At 69.2% G+C, this 19,538-nt stretch carries 17 protein-coding genes; 11 read left to right on the top strand and 6 right to left on the bottom strand.

Annotation, left to right across the window (positions count from 1 at the left end):
* Positions 1 to 2: 2 nt before the first annotated feature.
* Together AJAP_RS13695 and AJAP_RS13690 are read left to right on the top strand one after the other, a co-directional pair.
* On the top strand, positions 3 to 1,871 hold the full coding sequence (locus AJAP_RS13695) for a Na+/H+ antiporter (RefSeq protein WP_083650158.1): 1,869 nt from the start codon (positions 3 to 5) through the stop codon (positions 1,869 to 1,871).
* A gap of 32 nt (positions 1,872 to 1,903) precedes the next feature.
* Positions 1,904 to 2,590 carry a histidine phosphatase family protein gene (locus tag AJAP_RS13690; protein ID WP_038511368.1) on the top strand — a complete coding sequence of 229 codons (687 nt, stop codon included), beginning with the start codon at positions 1,904 to 1,906 and terminating at the stop codon, positions 2,588 to 2,590.
* Here AJAP_RS13690 and AJAP_RS13685 read toward each other — a convergent pair.
* The 3 genes from AJAP_RS13685 to AJAP_RS13675 all read right to left on the bottom strand — a co-directional run bounded on the left by AJAP_RS13685 (position 2,553) and on the right by AJAP_RS13675 (position 4,427).
* Positions 2,553 to 3,320: an ABC transporter permease gene (locus tag AJAP_RS13685; protein WP_038511366.1), complete on the bottom strand. Its 768-nt coding sequence runs from the start codon at positions 3,318 to 3,320 to the stop codon at positions 2,553 to 2,555. The genes AJAP_RS13690 and AJAP_RS13685 overlap by 38 nt on opposite strands.
* 15 nt (positions 3,321 to 3,335) lie before the next feature.
* On the bottom strand, positions 3,336 to 3,821 hold the full coding sequence (locus AJAP_RS13680; RefSeq protein ID WP_038511364.1) for an MmpS family transport accessory protein: 486 nt from the start codon (positions 3,819 to 3,821) through the stop codon (positions 3,336 to 3,338).
* A 201-nt stretch (positions 3,822 to 4,022) separates the two neighbouring features.
* Positions 4,023 to 4,427, bottom strand: a complete 405-nt coding sequence (locus AJAP_RS13675; RefSeq protein ID WP_051972443.1) for an NUDIX hydrolase — start codon at positions 4,425 to 4,427, stop codon at positions 4,023 to 4,025.
* A 30-nt stretch (positions 4,428 to 4,457) separates the two neighbouring features.
* On the opposite strand from AJAP_RS13675, the gene AJAP_RS13670 reads away from it, so the two are divergent.
* The gene (locus AJAP_RS13670) at positions 4,458 to 5,141 is read left to right on the top strand and encodes a helix-turn-helix domain-containing protein (protein WP_063777803.1); all 684 of its coding nucleotides are present in this window, start codon (positions 4,458 to 4,460) and stop codon (positions 5,139 to 5,141) included.
* On the opposite strand, the gene AJAP_RS13665 is transcribed toward AJAP_RS13670, so the two are convergent.
* A complete protein-coding gene (locus tag AJAP_RS13665; RefSeq protein WP_038511359.1) occupies positions 5,072 to 6,595 on the bottom strand; it encodes an FGGY-family carbohydrate kinase in 1,524 nt (507 codons plus the stop codon). The two genes, AJAP_RS13670 and AJAP_RS13665, sit on opposite strands and share 70 nt — an antisense overlap.
* A gap of 114 nt (positions 6,596 to 6,709) precedes the next feature.
* Between AJAP_RS13665 and AJAP_RS13660 the strand changes: the two genes are divergently transcribed.
* The 3 genes from AJAP_RS13660 to AJAP_RS13650 all read left to right on the top strand — a co-directional run bounded on the left by AJAP_RS13660 (position 6,710) and on the right by AJAP_RS13650 (position 9,348).
* The gene (locus AJAP_RS13660; RefSeq protein WP_038511357.1) at positions 6,710 to 7,690 is read left to right on the top strand and encodes a LacI family DNA-binding transcriptional regulator; all 981 of its coding nucleotides are present in this window, start codon (positions 6,710 to 6,712) and stop codon (positions 7,688 to 7,690) included.
* 324 nt (positions 7,691 to 8,014) lie between these two features.
* Positions 8,015 to 8,596, top strand: coding sequence for a hypothetical protein (locus AJAP_RS13655; protein ID WP_037345518.1), 582 nt, complete (start codon positions 8,015 to 8,017; stop codon positions 8,594 to 8,596).
* 95 nt (positions 8,597 to 8,691) lie between these two features.
* On the top strand, positions 8,692 to 9,348 hold the full coding sequence (locus tag AJAP_RS13650; protein ID WP_007028108.1) for an RES family NAD+ phosphorylase: 657 nt from the start codon (positions 8,692 to 8,694) through the stop codon (positions 9,346 to 9,348).
* Positions 9,349 to 9,424: 76 nt separating this feature from the next.
* Here the strand turns inward: AJAP_RS13650 and AJAP_RS13645 are convergent, their stop codons facing one another.
* Together AJAP_RS13645 and AJAP_RS13640 are read right to left on the bottom strand one after the other, a co-directional pair.
* Complete coding sequence (locus AJAP_RS13645) at positions 9,425 to 11,386, bottom strand: S9 family peptidase (RefSeq protein WP_038511352.1); 1,962 nt, start codon at positions 11,384 to 11,386, stop codon at positions 9,425 to 9,427.
* Between the two features lie 30 nt (positions 11,387 to 11,416).
* Positions 11,417 to 12,391 (bottom strand): TerC family protein, encoded by a 975-nt coding sequence (locus tag AJAP_RS13640; protein WP_038511349.1) that lies wholly within the window; start codon positions 12,389 to 12,391, stop codon positions 11,417 to 11,419.
* A gap of 274 nt (positions 12,392 to 12,665) precedes the next feature.
* Here AJAP_RS13640 and AJAP_RS13635 point away from each other — a divergent pair, with 274 nt between their 5' ends.
* The 5 genes from AJAP_RS13635 to AJAP_RS13615 all read left to right on the top strand — a co-directional run bounded on the left by AJAP_RS13635 (position 12,666) and on the right by AJAP_RS13615 (position 19,504).
* Positions 12,666 to 15,575, top strand: a complete 2,910-nt coding sequence (locus AJAP_RS13635) for an alpha/beta fold hydrolase (protein ID WP_084098142.1) — start codon at positions 12,666 to 12,668, stop codon at positions 15,573 to 15,575.
* Positions 15,568 to 16,527, top strand: a complete 960-nt coding sequence (locus AJAP_RS13630; protein WP_051972442.1) for an ABC transporter permease — start codon at positions 15,568 to 15,570, stop codon at positions 16,525 to 16,527. Before AJAP_RS13635 ends, AJAP_RS13630 begins: the two co-directional genes overlap by 8 nt.
* A 258-nt stretch (positions 16,528 to 16,785) precedes the next feature.
* Complete coding sequence (locus AJAP_RS13625) at positions 16,786 to 17,208, top strand: hypothetical protein (RefSeq protein ID WP_038511343.1); 423 nt, start codon at positions 16,786 to 16,788, stop codon at positions 17,206 to 17,208.
* Between the two features lie 43 nt (positions 17,209 to 17,251).
* A complete protein-coding gene (locus AJAP_RS13620; RefSeq protein ID WP_038511342.1) occupies positions 17,252 to 18,025 on the top strand; it encodes an enoyl-CoA hydratase/isomerase family protein in 774 nt (257 codons plus the stop codon).
* 69 nt (positions 18,026 to 18,094) lie between these two features.
* Entirely contained in the window at positions 18,095 to 19,504 is a 1,410-nt protein-coding gene (locus AJAP_RS13615; RefSeq protein WP_038511340.1) for a S28 family serine protease, read from the top strand.
* Positions 19,505 to 19,538 lie beyond the last annotated feature (34 nt).

Genomic DNA, 19,538 nt, shown 5'->3' with positions numbered 1-19,538 from the left:
TGATGAGCGGCGTGGAGATCGCGGTAGAACTCGTGGCACTGGTGGTGGCCGTCCTCCTGGTCACCGCCGCGGCGCGGAAACTCGACTGGTCGGCGCCGCTGTGCCTGATCGCGGTCGGGGTCGTCGCCTCGTACGTGCCGGGCGTCCCGGAGTACGAACTGGACCCGGAGGTCGTGTTGCTGGGGCTGTTACCCCCGCTGCTGTACGCCACCGCGATCCGCACGTCGCTCATCGACTTCCGCCGCAACCGCGGGCCGATCCTGCTGTTGTCGGTGGGGCTCGTCATCTTCACCACGGCCGCGGTCGGGGTCGTGGCGTGGCTGGTGATCCCCGGTCTGCCGCTGGCCGCCGGGCTCGCGATCGGCGCGGTGGTCGCGCCGCCGGACGCGGTCGCGGCCACCGCCGTCGCCCGCAAGGTCGGGATGCCTCGCAAGCTGACCCGGCTGTTGGAGGGCGAAAGCCTGTTCAACGACGCGGCCGCGCTGGTCGCGTTGCGGACCGCCATCGCGGCCATCGCGGGTTCGGTGAGCCTGCTGCAGGTCGGCGGCGATTTCCTGCTGGCCGCCGGTGGTGGCCTGGTGATCGGGTTCGCCGTCGGCGCACTCGCCGCGCTGATCCGCACCCGGCTCGAGGATCCGGTCACCGACACCGCGCTTTCCCTGGTGGTGCCGTTCGTCGCCTATCTGGCCGCCGAGGCGATCCACGGTTCCGGCGTGATCTCCGTGGTCGTCGCGGGGCTGATCCTCGGGCACAAGGCGCCGAGCATGCTTTCGGGCCGCTCGCGGCTGGCCAGCAGGCTGAACTGGCAGACCATCCAGTTCCTGCTGGAGAACATCGTCTTCCTGCTGATCGGGCTGCAGGTCCGCCGGATCATGACCGAGGTCGGCGACAGCGGGCTGACCGCGCTGGAACTGGTCCTGATCTGCGCCGCCACGCTGGCCGCCACGATCGTCACCCGGATCGTCTGGATGGCGGGGATCGGCCTGGCGCGCCGGGTGTTCCGCCGTCACGCCTGGCCGTGGCGGTACTCGGCCGTGATCGCCTGGGCGGGGATGCGCGGCGTCGTCACGCTCGCGGCGGCGTTCGTCCTGCCCGCGGACACCCCGCAGCGGGCCGTGCTGGTGCTGGTCGCGTTCGTGGTGGTGGCGGGAACACTGCTGCTGCACGGGACGACGCTGCCGGTACTGGTCCGCCGTCTGAAACTGCCGCCGCCCGATCCGGCCGAGGACGCGCTGCAGGAGGCGGCCGTGCTCCACGACATGACCAGGGCCGCGCTCGAAGAACTGGAGAAGATCCGGACCCCCGAGGATCCGGAAGACATCGTCGAACGGCTGCGCAGCCGGCTCCAGCACCGCTCGGACTCGGCGTGGGAGGAACTCGGCAGGCAGAGCGCGCTGACCGAGACGCCGAGCGACGCGTACCGGCGCCTGCGGCTGAGGCTGCTCGAAGTCGAACGGGAGAAGTTCCTGGAGGCGCGCGACTCCGGAATGGCCGATGATGATGTCCTGCGCCGGATCCTCGAACGCCTCGACATCGAGGAATCCATGCTGGACAGGGAGGAGGAGACCGTGCCGGACTCCGATCGGGAACTGCGCACCCCCGCCGCGACGGCGGGATCCTGCAAACATCTGACCAAGAACTGGCCGTCGGTCGAGCCCAGCTCCCCCGACGTGTGCGCGGTCTGCGTCGAGAACGGGATGACCTGGGTGCATCTGCGCGAATGCGTCAAATGCGGGAACGTCGCCTGCTGCGATTCGTCGCCGGGCAAACACGCGACCGAGCATTTCCACGACACCCTGCATCCGGTGATGCGCAGCCACGAGCCCGGCGAGACGTGGCGCTGGTGTTTCGTGGACAAACAGCTCGGCTGAAGACCGGACACGACCTGGGTAGGGTCCGGGGTATGAGTACCCCTGAGCAGGAAGTCGAATACCGCCAGCACCGGTTCTCACCTCCCCCGGGCGCGACCGAGATCTTCCTTGTCCGCCACGGTGAATCCGCTCCGGCGAAGGGCGACAACCCGTTCGAACTCGTCGACGGGCAGGCCGATCCGGATCTCGCGCCGGAGGGCAGGGACCACGCCGAGCGGGTGGGCCGCCGCCTGGCGGACGAGCGGATCTCCGCGCTGTACGTGACGACGCTGCGCCGGACGCCGCAGACCGCGGCACCGCTGGCGGCGAAGCTCGGGCTCACCCCGGAGGTCGAGCCGGACCTGCGGGAGATCCACCTCGGAGACTGGGAAAACGGCCTCTTCCGGCGCTACACCCACGAAGGTCACCCGATCGTCGAAGAGCTGTGGCGCGAACAGCGCTGGGACGTCATCCCCGGCGCGGAGACGATGGAGTCGTTCGGCGGGCGGATCAAGGCGGCCATCGGCAGGCTCGCGGCGGCCAACCCGGACCGCAGGATCGCCGTGTTCACCCACGGCGGCGTCATCGGCGAGGTCTTCGCTCAGGCGAGCGGCGCGAAGAACCGGTTCGCCTTCCTCGGCGCGGACAACGGCTCGATCTCCCATCTGGTGGTGTCGGGCGGGAACTGGATGGTGCGGCGGTTCAACGACACGTCGCATCTTCAGTCGCCTTTCGGCTGATCCGGCCCGCCGCGACCAGGTGCACGACGACCAGGACGGCGACCGCCTCGGCGGCCAGCAGCCCGATCAGCACGAGCACCTGCGTCACCCCGGCCTGCACCGGCCCGGCGCCACCGAGGAGGACACCGACGTAGGCGCCGGGCAAGGTCACCAGGCCGACGGTCCGGGTCTGGTCGAGGGCGGGGATCAGCGCGTGCCCCGCCGAGGGACGGCAGATCTCCAGCGCGGCCGGACGGGGAAGGAATCCCAGTGCCAGCGCGGCTTCGTACTCGCCGTGCCGGGTCACGAGTTCGTCCAGGGCCCGCCTCGCCGCCTGCGAGGTCGCGGACATCGCGCCGCCGATGACGATCCCGGCGATCGGCACGATGGCGATGGGCCGCCACGGGACCACCCCGGTCGCGAGCACGAGCGTCAGCACCGGCACGACCCCGGACGCGATGGCGAGCGCGACCCACGCGAGATCCTTCGCGACGCCGATCCGGCGTGCGGAGGTGACCGCCGCGATCGTGAACATCAGCAGCACGAAACCGCCGGTCAGCCAGCCCGATTTCAGGATCCCGACGATCACCAGCGACACGGCGGCGAGCTGGACGACGGCGCGCGCGGCCGCGAACAGCACCGCCTTGCCCTGGCCCAGCCGCCCGAACTGCACCACCGCCGCGCCGAAGATCGCCAGCACGGCCAAGACCACGGCGAGCACCGGGCCGAACTCGATCGCACCATCCGTCACCCGGATGATCCTGCCTCAGGACGTGCAGGTCACCGGTGCGCCAGGGGCGGGGGCGGTGCGGTCGCTGACGACCTCGCCGTCGACGAGGATCCGGCACCGCAGCGCGCCGCTTCCCGAACCCTGCGCGGAGAGGCTGTAGAACTCGTCGCGGCCTTCCTGGCTCTCGCGCTCGAAGGTGGTGCTCCACGGCGTCAGCACGTCGGTCTTCTGCAGGAGCTCGGAACCCTGCGCGACATAGGTGACGTTCTGGGCGCCCTTCGCGCCGGAAAGTTCGTAGACGACCGAGTGGATCACGGTGCGCACGGCGGCCGCGGCCTGTTCGACCCGCGGCGCGGGCGGGCTCTGCACCGGGCGCGAGGCCTTCGGCAGCATGTAACCGGTCAGAGTGACGGCGACGGCCACCACCCCGAGCACGACCACGACGGTCCCCAGCGGCTTCAGCCTGCCGGGGGCACCCTGCTCCGGCGCCGATGCCGGAGGGGTCGCGGTGGGAACACCCATGGAGAGGTCTTCTCTCGTCCGAGCGCACTTCCGTCGAGTGCGTCGACTACTTCTCGCTCGAAGGTGACTCCGCGTTAGCCGTTATCGGGAAGAAACCCGATATTCACCCTTTTGGGTGTCCCAGTGAGTGGAGAGTGCCTGGTCATGGAGCGATCGGCGTAAACACAGTGAGCCGAATAGCTCACTTTGAGTGACACCGCGTCAATCGACGAGACCCGCGTCGGCGAGCAGCCCGAGCATCCGCCTGCCCGCCGGCGGGCAGAGGTGGGCATCGGCCGAGGACAACCAGGCGGACTCCGCGATCTCACGTCCGGGCACGGGCTCCCCGCGATGCTCGGCGGTGTAACAGGTCATACGGACGCGGCGTCCGTCCGCGTAGCCGTCCGCCTGCTCGTTCAGCACCGCGAAGAAGCGGAAGCTCAGCGGGTCGAGCTCGACGCCGAGCTCCTCCCGAATCTCCCGGCACAGCCCGGCGACGTCGCCCTCTCCCGGCTCTCGCTTGCCTCCTGGCAGGTAGAACTTGGCCTTGCCCTCGGTCCGCACCGACAGGAGGCGGTGGTCGCGGACGTGGATCCAGGCCAGCGAATCGATCTCTGCTTCGGACACGGCCTGATTCTGTCGTGGCTCCGGGGCATCATGACAACCGTGTATCGGGAGACGACGGCGCCCGGCCTGGACGACGTGGTGCGCTGCCTGTGGGAGGAAGCGGGCGGCGCGCCGAAGCGAATCGTGCCCGACTGCTGCGTGGACCTCGTGGAATGCGGCGGCGAGGTCTTCGTCGCCGGGCCGGACACGGCACCCTGGACCTGGGAGACCGGCGAACGGGCGCGTGGCGTGCGGTTCGTCCCGGGCAGGGCGGGCGAGATCCTGGGGCTCGGTGCCGACGAGCTGCGTGATCGGCGTGTCCCCCTCGCCGACTTGTGGGGCAGGGAAGGCGAACTGCTGGCCGAGCAGGTGCTCTCCGGCGCCGCTTCGCTGGCCGACGTCGTCGCGCGGCGCCGTGCCGGCCGGACCGACAGGGAGGTATCGGAGCTGATCGCCAGGCTGGACGACGGGCCACCCAGGGTGTCCGCCGCGTTGGAGCCCTTCGCCACCGGGGAGCGGCAGCTGCGGCGGCGGTTCACCCTCGCGGTGGGCTACGGTCCGGCGACCTACCTGCGGGTCAGCCGGTTCCAGCGCGCCATCGGCCTCGCGGGATCAGCGCCGGATCTCGCTTCGCTGGCGTTCTCGGCGGGCTACGCCGATCAAGCTCACTTGAGCCGGGATTGCCGGGAGTTCTCCGGACTGAAGGCGAGCGAGTTCTTCCGCGCCAGGAAGTGAGCGATGTCCACTGTGGACTGATACAGCGCGCGGTAATGCGGGTAGAACTCGTCGTAGACATCGGCGTCCGCGCTCGGACGGACGATTTCGGCGACGGGGTTCCAGGCTTCGATATCCGGCTCCCGGCCCAGGGCGACGGACGCGAGAACGGCGTTCCCGAACGCGGCACCGATGGTTTCCGCGGGGATCTCCTGGTCGATCCGAGCGACGTCGCTGACGATCCGCGTCCACACACCGCCTTGTGTCCCACCGCCGACGGCGACGAAGCGGCCCGTGCCGCCACCGGCCTCCCGCATGGCTTCCAGGTTGTGCCGCACCCCGTACGCCGTTCCCTCCAACGCCGCGCGGTACAGCTCGGCACGATCGTGGGAAGTGGTGAGCCCGGCGATTATGCCCCTTGCGTCCGGATCCGGCACCGGTGTCCGTTCTCCCGCGAAGTAAGGCAGCATCAGCAATCCGCGGCTGCCCGCCGGAACCTCGCCCGCCGCCGCGGCCAGGTCGCCGAACTCGCCACCGACGAGCTCCCGTAGCCAGTCGGTGATCGCACCGGACGTCGCCATCCCCGCCGCGAGCGAATAGGTACCGGGAAAAGCGCCTCGCGTCGTCCACAACCCCTGGCCGGGGCGCGGATCGGCGAGCATCTGGACCAGGAACATCGTGGTGCCGTACATGAGCATCGTGTCCCCGGGCGCGGTGACCCCGACGCTGGTCGCCTCGGCCCAGGCGTCCACCGTGCCCGCCGTCACCGGGATCCCTTGCGGCAGGCCGGTTTCCGCGGCCGCCTCGGCGGTGACCGAGCCGACCACCTCGGTCGGCCACGCGAGCTTGGGCAGGTCGACGCCGGGGGCGATCGCGGCGACCCGGTCGGCCGCCCAGCGGGCCTCGCGCAGGTCGTACATCGGATCGCATTGGCTCGCGGAATGGTGGTCGAGGACGTATTCACCGGTCAGGCGCAGGACAAGGAACGAACTCGCCATCAAGAAGAGCTTCGCCCGTTCGAACACGTCTGGCTCGTTCTTGGCCAGCCAGCGCCATTTCGGCCCGATGGCCTGCGAGCCGAGCGCGCTCCCTCCGCGTTCCACAATGGATTCTTCGCCGAATTCCCGGTTCAATTCACGGATTTCGTCGAATGCGCGGGTGTCGACGCCGTAAAGGATCGCGGGGCGCAACGGTTTCCCGGAAGCGTCGGCGGGTAACAGCACCGGCCCGATCCCGCTGACCGACACCCCGATGATGGGATGATCCTCCGCGCTCGCCGAAAGCTCCCTCGCCAGCGCGAGGAAGTCTTGCCACCACACGGTTTCGGCGTCGTGTTCGAACCAGCCGGGGCGGGGCCGGGAGGTCGCGTGCGGCCGAGATGCCCGCGCCACCACGGCGCCCCGGGAATCGACGAGGACACCTTTGGAACTCGAAGTGCCGATGTCGATGCCGAGCACCAGGCCCGGTTCCCCCACGACCCCTCCGAACTTCTCCGCGCGAGTAGCGCGATCAGCGGATGGTAACGATTGTCGGTCAAGCTATTCTTCCCGTGCGAAGGTGTCAATACACCTGCAGAAGGGGAGGTCACGGTGGCCACCATCAACGACGTGGCGGCGAAGGCCGGGGTTTCGACGGCGACCGTGTCGAGGACGCTCAACGGGAAGTCCACTGTGGACCCGGTACTCGCGGCACGGGTGCAGGCCGCCGCCGCGGAATTGGGCTATCACCCGAACGGTCTCGCGAGGAATCTGCGCCGTCAGGAGACCGCGGTCCTCGCGCTCATCATCTCCGACGTGGAGAACCCCTTCTTCACCGCGATCGCCCGGGGCGTGGAGGACATCGCGCAGACCGCGGGCTACTCGGTGGTGTTGTGCAACGCGGACGACAACGAGGAGAAGGAGCGGCGCTACATCGACGTCGCCCTCCAGGAGCGGGTCGCCGGCGTGGTGCTCTCCCCCACCGGCCGGGCCACCAACGTCGACCGGCTGACCGAACGCGGCACGCCCGTGGTCGCCGTCGACCGGCCGCTGCTGAAGAACACCGGCGACCAGGTGCTGGTCGACACCCGGCTCGCCGCCCGCGACGCGACCCGGCATCTGCTCGACGGCGGCTACCGGCGGGTCGCCTGCGTCAGCGGCCCGCCCGGGGTGCGCACGGCCGAGGATCGGCTGGCCGGCTACACCGACGCCGTCGGCGAGGGGAACGCGCTCACCCGGCGGGCCGAGTTCCGCGCCGAGGGCGGCAGACTCGCCGCACTCAGCCTGCTCGACGAGCCCGAGCCGCCGGACGCGCTGCTGGTCGGCAACAGCACGATGGCGATCGGCGTCCTGGAGGCACTGGCTTCACGCGGTCTGCGATCGGGACAGGACGTCGGGATCGTGTCGTTCGACGACGCGCCGTGGACGACGCTGATCGATCCTCCGCTGACGGTGGTCGCGCAGCCCGCGAACGAGGTGGGACGGGTCGCCGCCGAACTGCTGCTCGCCCGCATCGGCGACAGCACGCGCAAGGCCACGACGACCACTCTGCAGGCGAAGCTGATCGTGCGCCGGAGCTCACGTCGCGACTGACCCGGGTGCACGACGTGCCTGGGCGACCGGTTCGCACCGGCCGCCCAGGAACGCCCCACCCCCTTGTTCCCCCAAGCCGGCCCCACACCAGCCGGGTTCTCCGAAGCGGTGGGAAGAAATCGTTTACCTTTCGGACGGTAAATTCCCGCTTACGACCTGTCAAGCCGAAGTCCTGGACAAGCTCGCCCGTTCCGGGCACACTATGGCGATATTCCCTACTGCACGTGTTTGATTCCGTGCGCTCTGTGTTCATCTCTGGTGAATTCACCCACGAAATCGAGATGAGACCGCACGAACCCGCACAGACGCGTTACCCTAGGCGCTATGTCGATAGCGCTCGAGAACGTTCTCGCCAAGGCGGGCCTGAAGGTCGACGCCAACGAGTTCCTGAACCTCGTCGAGGACGCGGCGCGGAGGCTGACCCCACCGAACCCCGACCCGTCGCACTACTTCTCGGCGGACCAGCGAGCCGCGCTCACCGACGTCGGCCTGGACCTCTCCCCTCGTGGCGAGGACGAGCCGGACTTCCGTGCCCGGACGGTCGCCGCGCACGCCGTGCTCGCCGATTCGGCGCTCAGCGTGCTGGAAGCGGCGAAAACGCTGGGCGTGGACGACAGCCGTATCCGGCACCGCCTGAAGGAGGGCAGGCTCACCGGCTGGAAGGACCAGGGCTGGCGGTTGCCTGCCTGGCAGTTCGCCGGCTCCGGGGTGCTGCCCGGCCTGGAGGTCGTGCTGCGTGCCGTCCCCGAGGACCAGCCCGCCCTCGTCGTCGCCGCGTTCATGAGCACCCCGCAGGCCGACTTGGTGATCAACGAGCATCCCGCCACCCCGCGCCAATGGCTCCTTTCGGGCGGCGATCCCGAACACGTCGCGAGACTGGTGGCCACGCTGGGCTCGCCGTTCTGAGATCTTTGCCCGACGACGGAATTTCAGTCGGGGGTAGGCCGTAGGCTGACCCCACCGAGCAAGATCACCCGACAAGGACGGACGACTCCCGAGGTATGGCCCGGCTCCCCCTGCCGCCCGCACGCTCTGTCCTGGTCAAGGAGCTGCACCGCACCAACGACGTGGTGACGGTGCACCCCGGCACCAGGCTGGTCAGGATCTTCACCGCGCACGGCAACCACCCCCAGCAGTGGAATTCGTTCCGCTACAGCGGCCCGCTCCCGCACGGCCGCTTCGACCCGCAGACCCCCGGTCGCGGCGGTCGCCCGGTCACCGACCCCGGCAACGGCGTCCTGTACTTCGGGCTCACCGTGCGCACCAGCATCGCGGAGGTCTTCCAGACCACGTCGACGGTCGACCGCAAATCCCGCGGCCCCCGGCTGGTGGTCGTCCGGCCGACCCGCACGCTGCGGCTGCTCGACCTCGCCGGCCTGTGGCCGACCCGCGTCGGCGCCTCGCAGGAGATCTCCAGCGGCCCGAAGAAGATCACCCAGGCCTGGGCCCGCGCCATCCGCGCCGCGTTCGGCGACCTCGACGGTGTCTGGTACCGGTCGTCCATGGACTCCGGCGGCCCCGCGCTCGCGCTGTGGGACCCGCCAGCCGGGAACTCGCTTCCGGTCGCGCCCGACGTGCTGCTCCCCCTCGACCATCCGGGGCTGGACGTCCCGCTGGGCCGGGTCTGCGAAGAACTGAACTACACGCTCCTCAGCTGACCGATGCCATGAAAGGTCCTTTCCTTGCAAATTTTGCAAGGAAAGGACCTTTCATGGCATCCGGTGACCCGAGAGATCAGAGGTGTCGGCCCCACCACTGAAGCACGGCGTCGAACCGCTGCACCCGGTGCCGGGGCAGCCCCGACCGCGTGAGTTCGTGTCCCTCGCCGGGGAACAGCAGGAACTCGGCCGCGACGCCGTTCTGCCGCAGGGCCACGTACATCCGCTGCGCCTGCTCCAGCGGGCAGCGCCAGTCCTGCTCGGAGTGCACGACCATGAACGGGATGTCGATCTTCCCCGCGTAGGTCAACGGGCTGCGCTTGCGCTGCTCTTCGGGGTCGTCACCGACGTAACCGCCGGCGAAGAACCAGCCGATGTCGGAACTGCCGACGAACGAGTCCCAGGCGTTGACCGCGCGCTCGCTCCACGCGGCGCGGAACCGGCCGCCGTGGTGCGCGGCGAGCCAGCTGGTCATGAAGCCGCCGTACGAGCCGCCCATCACGCCGACGCGGTCACTGTCCAGATTGGGCAGTTTGAGCGCTTCGTCCAGCAAGGCCAGCAGATCGTCCGCGTCCACGGTGCCGAAACCGTGGACGATGCTCCGGCCGTGGCTTTCGCCGTAGCCTGCGGAACCGCGCGGGTTCCCCAGCACGACGGCGTAGCCCGCGGCGGCGAGCACCTGCGCCTCGTCGAAGACCTTCCATTCGTACGGCGCGAACGGTCCACCGTGGACCATCAGGACGACGGGATGCGGCCCGTCGTCCTCGGGCCGGACGATCCAGCCGTGGACCGGATAGCAGTCGGGAGCGGTCGTGTCCAGCTCCTCCAGCGGCAGGATCCCGGTGTCCCGCAACGCCTTCGAGTAGTCGGTGAGCACACGCGGCTCCCCGTTCGACAGCAGCACGACGTCACCGGAACTCTCGGGCGTGCCGATCACCGCGACGATCCGGTCGCCGTCGACGGCGAAGGACTTCACCACGGTGCGCTCGCCCGCCAGGTGCCGCAACGTCTTCAGCTCGGCCAGTTCGGCGTCGAGGGGGACGGCGCGCAATTCGGCGGCGCCGCGGGTGCGGACCACGACGAGGACCTCCTCGCCGACGACGACCGGAGCACTCGCCGCGTTGTCGCAGTCCACCGTCTCGACGTCGGTCAGCCGCCGCGGGGCCGACGGCTCGGCACCGGAGGGCCACGACGCCTGCCAGAGCCCGGTGTTGCGCGCGATCTCCTCCTGACCGGAGAACTCGGTGCCGTAGAAGAGGATCGAACCGTCCGGCGCGACGACCGGGCGGTCCGCCGTGCCCAGGGACCGGACCAGCAGCCGGGGTTCGCCACCGCCCGCGGGCACGGAGTAGACGTCCGAGCGGACGGTGTCTTCGGCGGCCCAGTCACGCGGGGCGGTGAACAGGACGTGCTCGCCGTCGACCGTCCACGAAGGATGGTCGACGTCGGCCCGGTCGTCGGTCAGCGGCGTGAGCTCGGCGGGTGCTTCCTCATCCAGCGCGGCCGCGGTGTCCACGACGAACAGACGTTGTGGACGGTCGTTGAGGAAACCGGCGTCGTCGACGCGGTAGAAGAGGTTCTTGATGTGCCGCGGCGCTTCTTCACCCGGCTCCGGCGTTTCGCCGTCCGCGTTCTCGGTGCCGTAGCGGCCGGCTTCCGGCACGCGGGCGACGAACGTGATGCGGCGGGAGTCCGGCGCCCAGACCGGCGCGCCCGCGCCGAGGGGGAGATCGGTGATCCGCTTCGCGTCGCCGCCGGCCGCGGGCATCACGTGCACCTGCGGCTTGGCCGCACGCCCGGAGCCCTCTCCCGCGCGGAGGAACGCGACCCACCGGCCGTCCGGCGAGACGGCGGGGGCGGAGTCCTTGGCCCCGTGGGTCCAGGGCCCTTCCCCGCCGCCGCCCAGGTCGACCCTGCGCAGGCCGGAGCGGTAGCTGTTCGTCTTCAGATCAGGCCTGCTCACCGCGGTGAGCAGCAGGTCGCCGTGCAGCGCGAGGATGCCGGGGACCGTCAGGGCTTCGATGTCAACGGGACGCACGGCCCCGACGGTACCCGATCCTTAGCAGCTCTAACTACTGATTGAAGACTCCTGCTCAGCGGCTTCCAGCTTCTTCGCCTTCGCGAGGCTGGCCACCGTCGTCACGCTCAGGACCACGACGATGACACCCAGGGAGACCCAGTTGTTGATGTCCAGCCAGTCCGGGACGACGTGGTACTCGTGCAGCGCGTGCAGGAACAGCTTGGCGCCGATGAAGGCGAGGATCACCGCGAGGCCGTAGGACAGGTACACCAGCTTGGTGACCAGGCCACCGAGCAGGAAGTACAGCTGGCGCAGGCCCATCAGCGCGAACGCGTTGGCGGTGAAGACCAGGAAGGCCTCCTGCGTGATGCCGAAGATGGCGGGGATCGAGTCGACGGCGAACAGCAGGTCCGCGCTGCCGATGGCGACGATCACCAGGAACATCGGGGTGATCCAGCGCTTGCCGTCCTTCTTCACGAAGGACTTGTGGCCGTGCCACTCCTCGGTGACCGGGAAGAGCTTGCGCACCCAGCGGGTGAGCGCGTTCTCCTCGTACTCCTCTTCTTCGTCCTTGTTGCGGACCATGCTGATCGCGGTCCAGATGAGGACGGCGCCGAAGAGGAAGAAGACCCAGACGAACTGCGCGATCAGCGCGGCGCCCACGGCGATGAACACGCTGCGCATGGCGAGCGCGAGCAGGATGCCGATCAGCAGCACGCGGTGCTGGTGGATCGCGGGCACCTTGAACGACGTCATGATGATCATGAAGATGAACAGGTTGTCCACGCTCAGCGAGTACTCGGTGATGTACCCGGTGAAGAACTGGACCCCTGGGTCGTGTCCGGCGAAGACCCAGACACCGATGCCGAAGGCGACGGCCACCGCGACGTAGAAGATCACCCACCTGGCGGCTTCGCCGGTGGTGACCTCATGCGGCTTGCGATCGACGATGACCAGGTCGAGTGCGATCAGCGCGAGCAGACCACCGACCGTGGCGATCCATAGCCACAGGGGAACAGACATGTAACCAACCCTCCGGATAGTGCACAGCAGCAACTAACCGGAGGTCTCTTCCGCCGGTATGAAACCGGCCGACGGTGCCGGGGGCCCGCGAAGGCCACCGTGCTGACGACACCGCCGCGAAGGAATACTCCCCTCACAGCTGGTCCAGTTTGACCTGTCTGTACGCATGACGCCAGTTAAGGTTGCCCTTGTCACCAAGATGATGGCGTAACTCCCGTCACACCCCGCTCACTTGTGTGGTCCGTGTGTGCCGGGAGAGCGACTCTCAGGTTCGGTGAAATACGGTCATTCCGTGCCCCGAATCCCGCTCCCTCGCACGCGAGGCGCGAAGCTCATCGCGCTCGCCGCGGTCGTGGTGGTCCTGGCCGCCGCGGCCGTCGTGTGGACGAACAGCGACCCCGCCCCGTCCGCGGTCAAAACCCAGGACGCGACCCTCGATCTGCCCGAAACCCCGGGCTCGTCCGAGGTCGTCAAGATCGACACGACCACGTACCTGCCCGAGCGGACCCCGGCTCCGGCCGTGCTGCTCGCCCACGGTTTCGGCGGTGACAAGAACAGTGTCGCCACCGAAGCCCGCGAACTCGCCGACAAGGGCTTCGTCGTGCTGACCTGGTCCGCGCGCGGTTTCGGCCGCAGCACCGGGAAGATCGCGCTGAACGACCCCGACCGCGAAGTCGCCGACGCCCGGAAGCTGATCGACACCCTGGCCGCGCGGCCCGAGGTCCTCAGCGAGAACGGCGACCCGAAGGTGGCCGTCTCCGGTGCTTCGTACGGCGGCGCGCTTTCCCTCCTGCTCGCCGGGACGGACAAGCGGGTCGACGCGATCGCGCCGGTGATCACCTACAACGACCTCGCCCAGGGTCTCTTCCCGAACGCCGCCGCCCCGGCCGCGCCGAACGCCACGACCCCGGCCGCCGGCGCGTTCACCGCGGACGGCGTCTTCAAGAAGTCCTGGGCCGGCATCTTCTTCTCCGCCGGTTCCGGCGCGGCGCAGAGCGGCTCCCCCGCCAACGACGCGCCCGAGGCCGGTGACGAGACGAGCGAATCCGGTGCGGCACAGGGCACGGGCGCGGCAGGGGCCGCGGCGCAGTCGCTGCCGCTCGGTGGCCCGAACGGACAGCGCCCGCCGTCCGGCCCCGCCGACCCTTGTGGACGGTTCACCGCCGAGGTCTGCCAGGCCTACACCGAACTCGCCACCACCGGGAAGGCGAGCCAGAAGACCGTCGACCTGCTCCGCCGGGTCTCCCCCGCGTCCGTGACGGACAAGATCACCGTGCCGACGCTGCTGGTGCAGGGCGAAAGCGACACACTGTTCGGCTTGGACCAGTCCGACGCGACCGCCCGGCAGATCTCCGCCGCGGGCGGCAAGGTCCGCACGATCTGGTACACCGGTGGCCACGACGGCGGGAAGCCCGGACAGAAACTGCGCGCGCAGATCGCGGACTTCCTCAAGTTCTCCCTCACCGGGCAGGGATCCGATCCCGGCACCGGGTTCAGCTACGACATCCAGGGCACGCTGAGGGCCAACGGCGCCCCCTCGGTCCGGACCGTCAGCGCCCCGGCGTACCCGGGAGCGACGGGCGACGCCACCGAGCGACGCCAGTTCGCCTTGGCGGGCCCGGCGCAGCCCGTCGTCCGGCCCGCGGGCGGCAACCCCGCCGCGGTGAGCGGGATCCCCGGATTGAACGGCGCGGTGGCGGGCTCGTCGCGGCTTTCCGGACTGTTCAGCCTGGACCCGCCGGGGCAGGCCGCGCAGTTCGCGACGCCACCGCTCGACGCGCAGACGATCGCGGCCGGTTCCTCGACGGTCCGGCTGCAGGTCTCCGCGGATCCGTCCGCAGCCGCTCCGCAGAAGGAAGCGGTCCTGTTCGCGAAGCTCTACGACGTCAACTCGGAAGGTGTCCGCACGCTTCCGGCCAACGCCGTCGCACCGTTCCGTGTCTCCGGCCTGCCCGCCGACGGCAGCCCGGTCGAGGTGACGGTGACCCTGCCGGGCATCGTGCGGCCACTGGAGGCCGGGCACACGCTCCGGCTGGTCGTCGGCACGACGGACCAGGCGTTCGCGACGCCGGTCGAACCCGCGGTGTTCCGCATCGGACTGGCCGACGGTGGACGGCTCGCCGTCCCGGTCGTCCACGGCAACTCCGTCGGCGCGGGTGCGCCCACCGCGCAGCTGCTCGGGATCGCCGGGACACTGCTCGCGGGCATCGCGATCACGGTGATCGCCGCGTTCCGCCGCCGCCGCGCGCACGACGTCGACGAGAGCCTGGCGAAGACGCCGCTGGTGATCGAAGGTCTGCGAAAGGCTTACGCGGGCGGGTTCGTCGCGGTGAAGGATCTGTCGTTCCGGGTCGAACCCGGCCAGGTGCTCGGCCTGCTCGGGCCGAACGGCGCGGGCAAGACGACGACCCTGCGCATGCTGATGGGCCTCATCACGCCGACCGCGGGCACCATCCGCGTATTCGGCCATCTGATCGCGCCCGGCGCGCCGGTGCTGTCCCGGATCGGGTCCTTTGTGGAGGGTTCGGGCTTCCTGCCGCACCTGTCCGGCAAGGAGAACCTGGAGCTGTACTGGGCGAGCACGGGACGTCCGGCGGACAAGGCGCATTTCGCCGAAGCACTGGAGATCGCCGGGCTCGGCGACGCGGTGAACCGGCGGGTCCGCACCTACAGCCAGGGCATGCGGCAGCGGCTCGCGATCGCCCAGGCGATGCTCGGCCTGCCGGAGCTCATGGTGCTCGACGAACCGACCAACGGGCTCGACCCGCCACAGATCCACCAGATGCGCGAGGTGCTCCAGCGCTACGCGGCGACCGGGCGCACCGTGGTGGTTTCGAGCCACCTGCTGGCCGAGGTGGAGCAGACCTGTACGCACGTGGTCGTGATGCACCGCGGCATGCTGGTCGCCTCGGGTGAGGTCGGCGAACTGGCCGCGTCCAGTGGCGAGGCGACGTTCCGCGTCGACAAGCCCGCCGAAGCGGCCGAAGCGCTGCGAAAGGTCGGCGGCGTTTCCGGCGTCGACGTCGACGGGGAACTGGTCCACGCGGATCTCGACGGTCTCGCGCGCGCCGAGGCGGTCGCCGTCCTGGTGCGTGCCGGGGTCGCGGTCGAACAGGCCGGGCCGCGGCGGCGGCTGGAAGACGCGTTCCTGCAGCTGGTCGGAGAGGACTCGAAGGGTGAGTAAGACCAATGGTTCCGGCCCGGCGACCCGGGCGGATCACGGCGTGCACACCGATCCGGCGGCACTGCTGGAGCTGACCGAGGTCGCGTCGCACGAACCGACCGAGGTCGGCCCGGACGGGGCGGTGGCGGGATACCGCGCCGACCGGACACTGCGGCTGGGCGTCGAACTGAAGCGGCAGCTCAAACGGCGGCGGACCCAGCTGATGCTGGGCTTCGTCGCGCTGCTGCCGTTCATCCTGGTGATCGCGTTCGAAATCGGGCAGGCCAACCCGAACCGCCGCAGCGGCGGGTTCGTCGACCTCGCCACCGCGAGCGCGCCGAACTTCGTGGTGCTCGCGCTGTTCGTGTCCGGGACATTCCTGCTGCCGATGATCGTGGCGTTGTTCTACGGCGACACGATCGCGAGCGAGGCGTCGTGGTCGAGCCTGAAATACCTGCTCGCGATGCCGGTCCCCCGGCATCGGGTGCTGCGGCAGAAGGCGATCGTCTCCGGCATCCTCTCCGCGGTCGCGTTGATCCTGTTGCCGCTGGTGTCGCTGGTGGTCGGCGTCATCTTCTACGGCGCGGGCGACGCGATCAGCCCGACCGGGGACGCGGTGTCGTTCGGCGACAGTCTCATCGCGATGGGGCTGGCGACGATCTACATCATCCTGCAGCTGGCGTGGGTGGCCGGGCTGGCGATGCTGCTTTCGGTCGCCACCGACGCCCCGCTGGGTGCCGTCGGCGGTGCGGTGATCGTCGCGATCGTCTCGCAGATCCTAGACCAGATCACCGCGCTCGAAGGGCTGCGGGACTATCTGCCGACGCATTTCGCGTTCTCGTGGATGGATCTGATCTCGACCGACATCGACTGGACGAACATGGCCAACGGCATGTTGTCGGCGGCGTTGTACGGCACGGTGTTCTTCCTCCTCGCAGGCCGCCGGTTCGCGACGAAGGACATCACCAGCTGAGAGCGTTTTCGCACTGAACAAACGACCGGGGTCCACCGGGAAGACGAAATCCTCTTCCCTGGTGGGCCCCGGTTTTCACTGGCCGTGGCGACCTTCACCCATTAGCGCCGGTAACCGGTGTTTCATGCGCATGAGAACATCGGTTTTCCGATCATCGACTCATTGGGTGAAAAGTTCCCATTCATCTTCGGGGACCTCCGGGAAATCCTTATCTTCAGTGCAAAGGTGCCGACGCGAGAAGAAAGCGGGGACGTCACCATGACCCAGTCAGTCGAGACTCCGGTCCAAGAATTCTCTCTCGATTGGACCATGAACGCCGGCAAGGGCGGCCGGGTCGGATTCGCCGTCTCGGGCCAGGTGACACTTCTCGACAACAACCGGTTCTACAAGATCGACGGGGTCCTCTACATCTCCGAGGGCAGCACCTACTGCCGCGAGATCGGCAACCCGCATCTGTTCGTCCGGCGCAACGGCGTCGAGGAGAGCGGCAGGCAGTGGGGCTGGGAGACCATCTGCAACCGCAAGTCGTGCAGCAGGCTGTGCTCGATGGACGCCTACTTCGTCCGCACCGGCTACTGGGCGCCGGCCGACCGCGCCATCCAGCTCAGCATCGGCGCCGAGACCGGCTGGAACCGCAAACGGTCCTTCAGCCCGACGGTCACCGTGCGCCTCAAGGATTGAGCGGTCCACTGTAGATCCCCGCGGGCTCGGGTACGGTCGGCCCATGGCCACCTCCTCGATCCGCGTGGACGACGAAGGCGGGATCGCCGTCGTCACCCTGCAGCACGGCAAGGCGAACACCCTCGACACGGAGTTCTGCCAGGAACTGACCCTCCGGCTCGAAGACGTGCAGCTCGGCGGCTATCGCGGTGTCGTGCTGACCGGCACCGGCGGCATCTTCTCCGCGGGTGTCGACCTGCGTCGTGTGCACGACGGCGGCACGGGCTATCTCGAGGACTTCCTGCCCGCGCTGTCGGACGCGTTCCTCTCGGTGTTCGGTTTCCCCGGTCCGGTGGTCGCGGCCGTCAACGGACACGCGATCGCCGGCGGGGCGGTACTCGCCGCCGCCTGCGACCGCCGTGTCCTCGCCGACGGCCCCGGCCGGATCGGGATCACCGAGCTGCTCGTCGGCGTGCCGTTCCCGTTGGCGGCGTTGGAGATCCTGCGGTCCGGGTTCGGCGCGGACATCCTGGCCGAACTCGCGTTCCTCGGCGAGACCCACCTTCCGGCGGACGCGCTCCGGCTCGGCCTGGTGAACGAGGTGACCGCGCCCGGGGACGTCGTCGAGCGGGCGGTGGAGGTCGCCGGGAAACTCGCCGAGATCCCGGCGGCCGCGTACGCGCACACGAAGGCGCAGCTGCACCGGCCGTTCCACGAGCGGATCGCCGAACACCGCACCGGCGACGACGCCCACGTCCTCGAACTGTGGAGCTCCCCCGAAGCCCGCGCGGCCATCAAGGCCTATGTCGACCGGGTGCTGCGCGGCTCGACCGGATAGGCGATTGCCCACCGGCTGTGACTCTGTGAGTATCCGACCGCTCAACAGGTCCCGATGGGGAGGGCATGGATGCGGAAGCTCACGGCCGCGTGGTCGGTTCTGGCGATCACCGTTCTCGCATTGGCCGGGCTGACCCCGGCCGCGCAGGCGGCACCCGAGGACATCAAGGAGGCGCTCGGGCGGATCCCCGGGCTTACCGTCGTCTCGGAGAACCCGGCGCCGACCGGATACCGGTTCTTCAAACTCACCTATACCCAGCCCGTCGATCACCGCAGGCCGGAGGGCGGCACCTTCCAGCAGCGTTTCACGTTGCTGCACAAGGAATTCCGCTCGCCGACCGTGGTGTACACGAGCGGGTACAACGTGTCGCAATCGCCCAACCGCTCGGAGCCGACACAGATCGTCGACGGCAACCAGCTGTCGATGGAATACCGCTTCTTCACACCGTCCCGGCCGGAGCAGCCGAACTGGGGCAAGCAGCTGACGATCTGGCAGGCCGCCGCCGATCAGCACCGCGCCGTCGAGGCGTTCAAGCGGCTCTATCCGGGCAAGTGGCTCGCGACCGGCGGCAGCAAGGGCGGTATGACGGCGACCTACTTCCGTAGGTTTTTCCCGGACGACGTCGACGCGACGATCCCTTACGTCGCGCCCAACGACGTCATCAACGAGCACGACCGCTACAACCGGTTCCTGGCGAACGTCGGCAACGATCCGGCCTGCCGTTCGGCCCTGAAGGCGATCCAGCGTGACGTGCTGACCCGGCGTTCCGAGTTCGCGGCGCTCGCCGCCGCCGACGCGGCCAAGAACGGCTACACGTTCAAGACCGTCGGCTCGGCCGATGTGTCACTGGAGATCTCGGTGATCGACTCCTACTTCGCCTTCTGGCAGTACCAGCGGCAGTCGGACTGCGCGACGATCCCGAAGGCGGGAGCCCCGGCGTCCGAGGTCTACGCCTGGTTCGAACGCGTCGAGAGCCTCAACACCTACTCCGACCAGAACCTCGAGATCTACGTCCCGTACTACTTCCAGGCGGCCTACCAGCTCGGCGCTCCCGAGTCCTACGAAGGCTATCTCCGGGATTTGCTCCGCTACCCGGGCTCCAACGTGTCGCGGACGTTCGTGCCGAAGTCGGTCGACATCCCGCGGTTCGACCATCTCGCGATGCCGGACATCGACTTCTGGGTGAAGTCGCGGGGGAAGCGGCTGATGTTCGTCTACGGCGGCAACGACCCGTGGGGCGCCGAGCCGTTCAAGCTCGGCTTCGGCACGAAGGACTCCTACAGCTACACGGTGCCGGGCGGCAACCACGGCGCCCGGATCTCGCAGCTTCCCCCGGAGCAGGCCGCCGAAGCGACGAACACCGTGCGGCGATGGGCCGGTCTTCCCCCGGTCTCACCGGGCGTCAGCACGCGCTCTGTGCCCGCCGGTTTCCCGGACTTCGACGCCGACCTGACCATGCTCGACCGCCGTCGCCTCTGACCCCCGCACGCGTTTCGTCCTCTGAATGCGGTAC

Source organism: Amycolatopsis japonica (assembly GCF_000732925.1).
GTDB lineage: Bacteria > Actinomycetota > Actinomycetes > Mycobacteriales > Pseudonocardiaceae > Amycolatopsis > Amycolatopsis japonica.
Note: the sequence above shows the minus strand (reverse complement) of the source record. Positions and strands in the feature narration are given on the sequence as shown.

Coding starts and splice junctions, on each gene's coding strand:
- AJAP_RS13620 (WP_038511342.1), top strand. CDS start 17,252: ATGGCCACCTCCTCGATCCGCGTGGACGACGAAGGCGGGATCGCCGTC.
- AJAP_RS13650 (WP_007028108.1), top strand. CDS start 8,692: ATGGCCCGGCTCCCCCTGCCGCCCGCACGCTCTGTCCTGGTCAAGGAG.
- AJAP_RS13670 (WP_063777803.1), top strand. CDS start 4,458: ATGACAACCGTGTATCGGGAGACGACGGCGCCCGGCCTGGACGACGTG.
- AJAP_RS13655 (WP_037345518.1), top strand. CDS start 8,015: ATGTCGATAGCGCTCGAGAACGTTCTCGCCAAGGCGGGCCTGAAGGTC.
- AJAP_RS13690 (WP_038511368.1), top strand. CDS start 1,904: ATGAGTACCCCTGAGCAGGAAGTCGAATACCGCCAGCACCGGTTCTCA.
- AJAP_RS13625 (WP_038511343.1), top strand. CDS start 16,786: ATGACCCAGTCAGTCGAGACTCCGGTCCAAGAATTCTCTCTCGATTGG.
- AJAP_RS13640 (WP_038511349.1), bottom strand. CDS start 12,391: ATGTCTGTTCCCCTGTGGCTATGGATCGCCACGGTCGGTGGTCTGCTC.
- AJAP_RS13695 (WP_083650158.1), top strand. CDS start 3: ATGAGCGGCGTGGAGATCGCGGTAGAACTCGTGGCACTGGTGGTGGCC.
- AJAP_RS13680 (WP_038511364.1), bottom strand. CDS start 3,821: ATGGGTGTTCCCACCGCGACCCCTCCGGCATCGGCGCCGGAGCAGGGT.
- AJAP_RS13615 (WP_038511340.1), top strand. CDS start 18,095: ATGCGGAAGCTCACGGCCGCGTGGTCGGTTCTGGCGATCACCGTTCTC.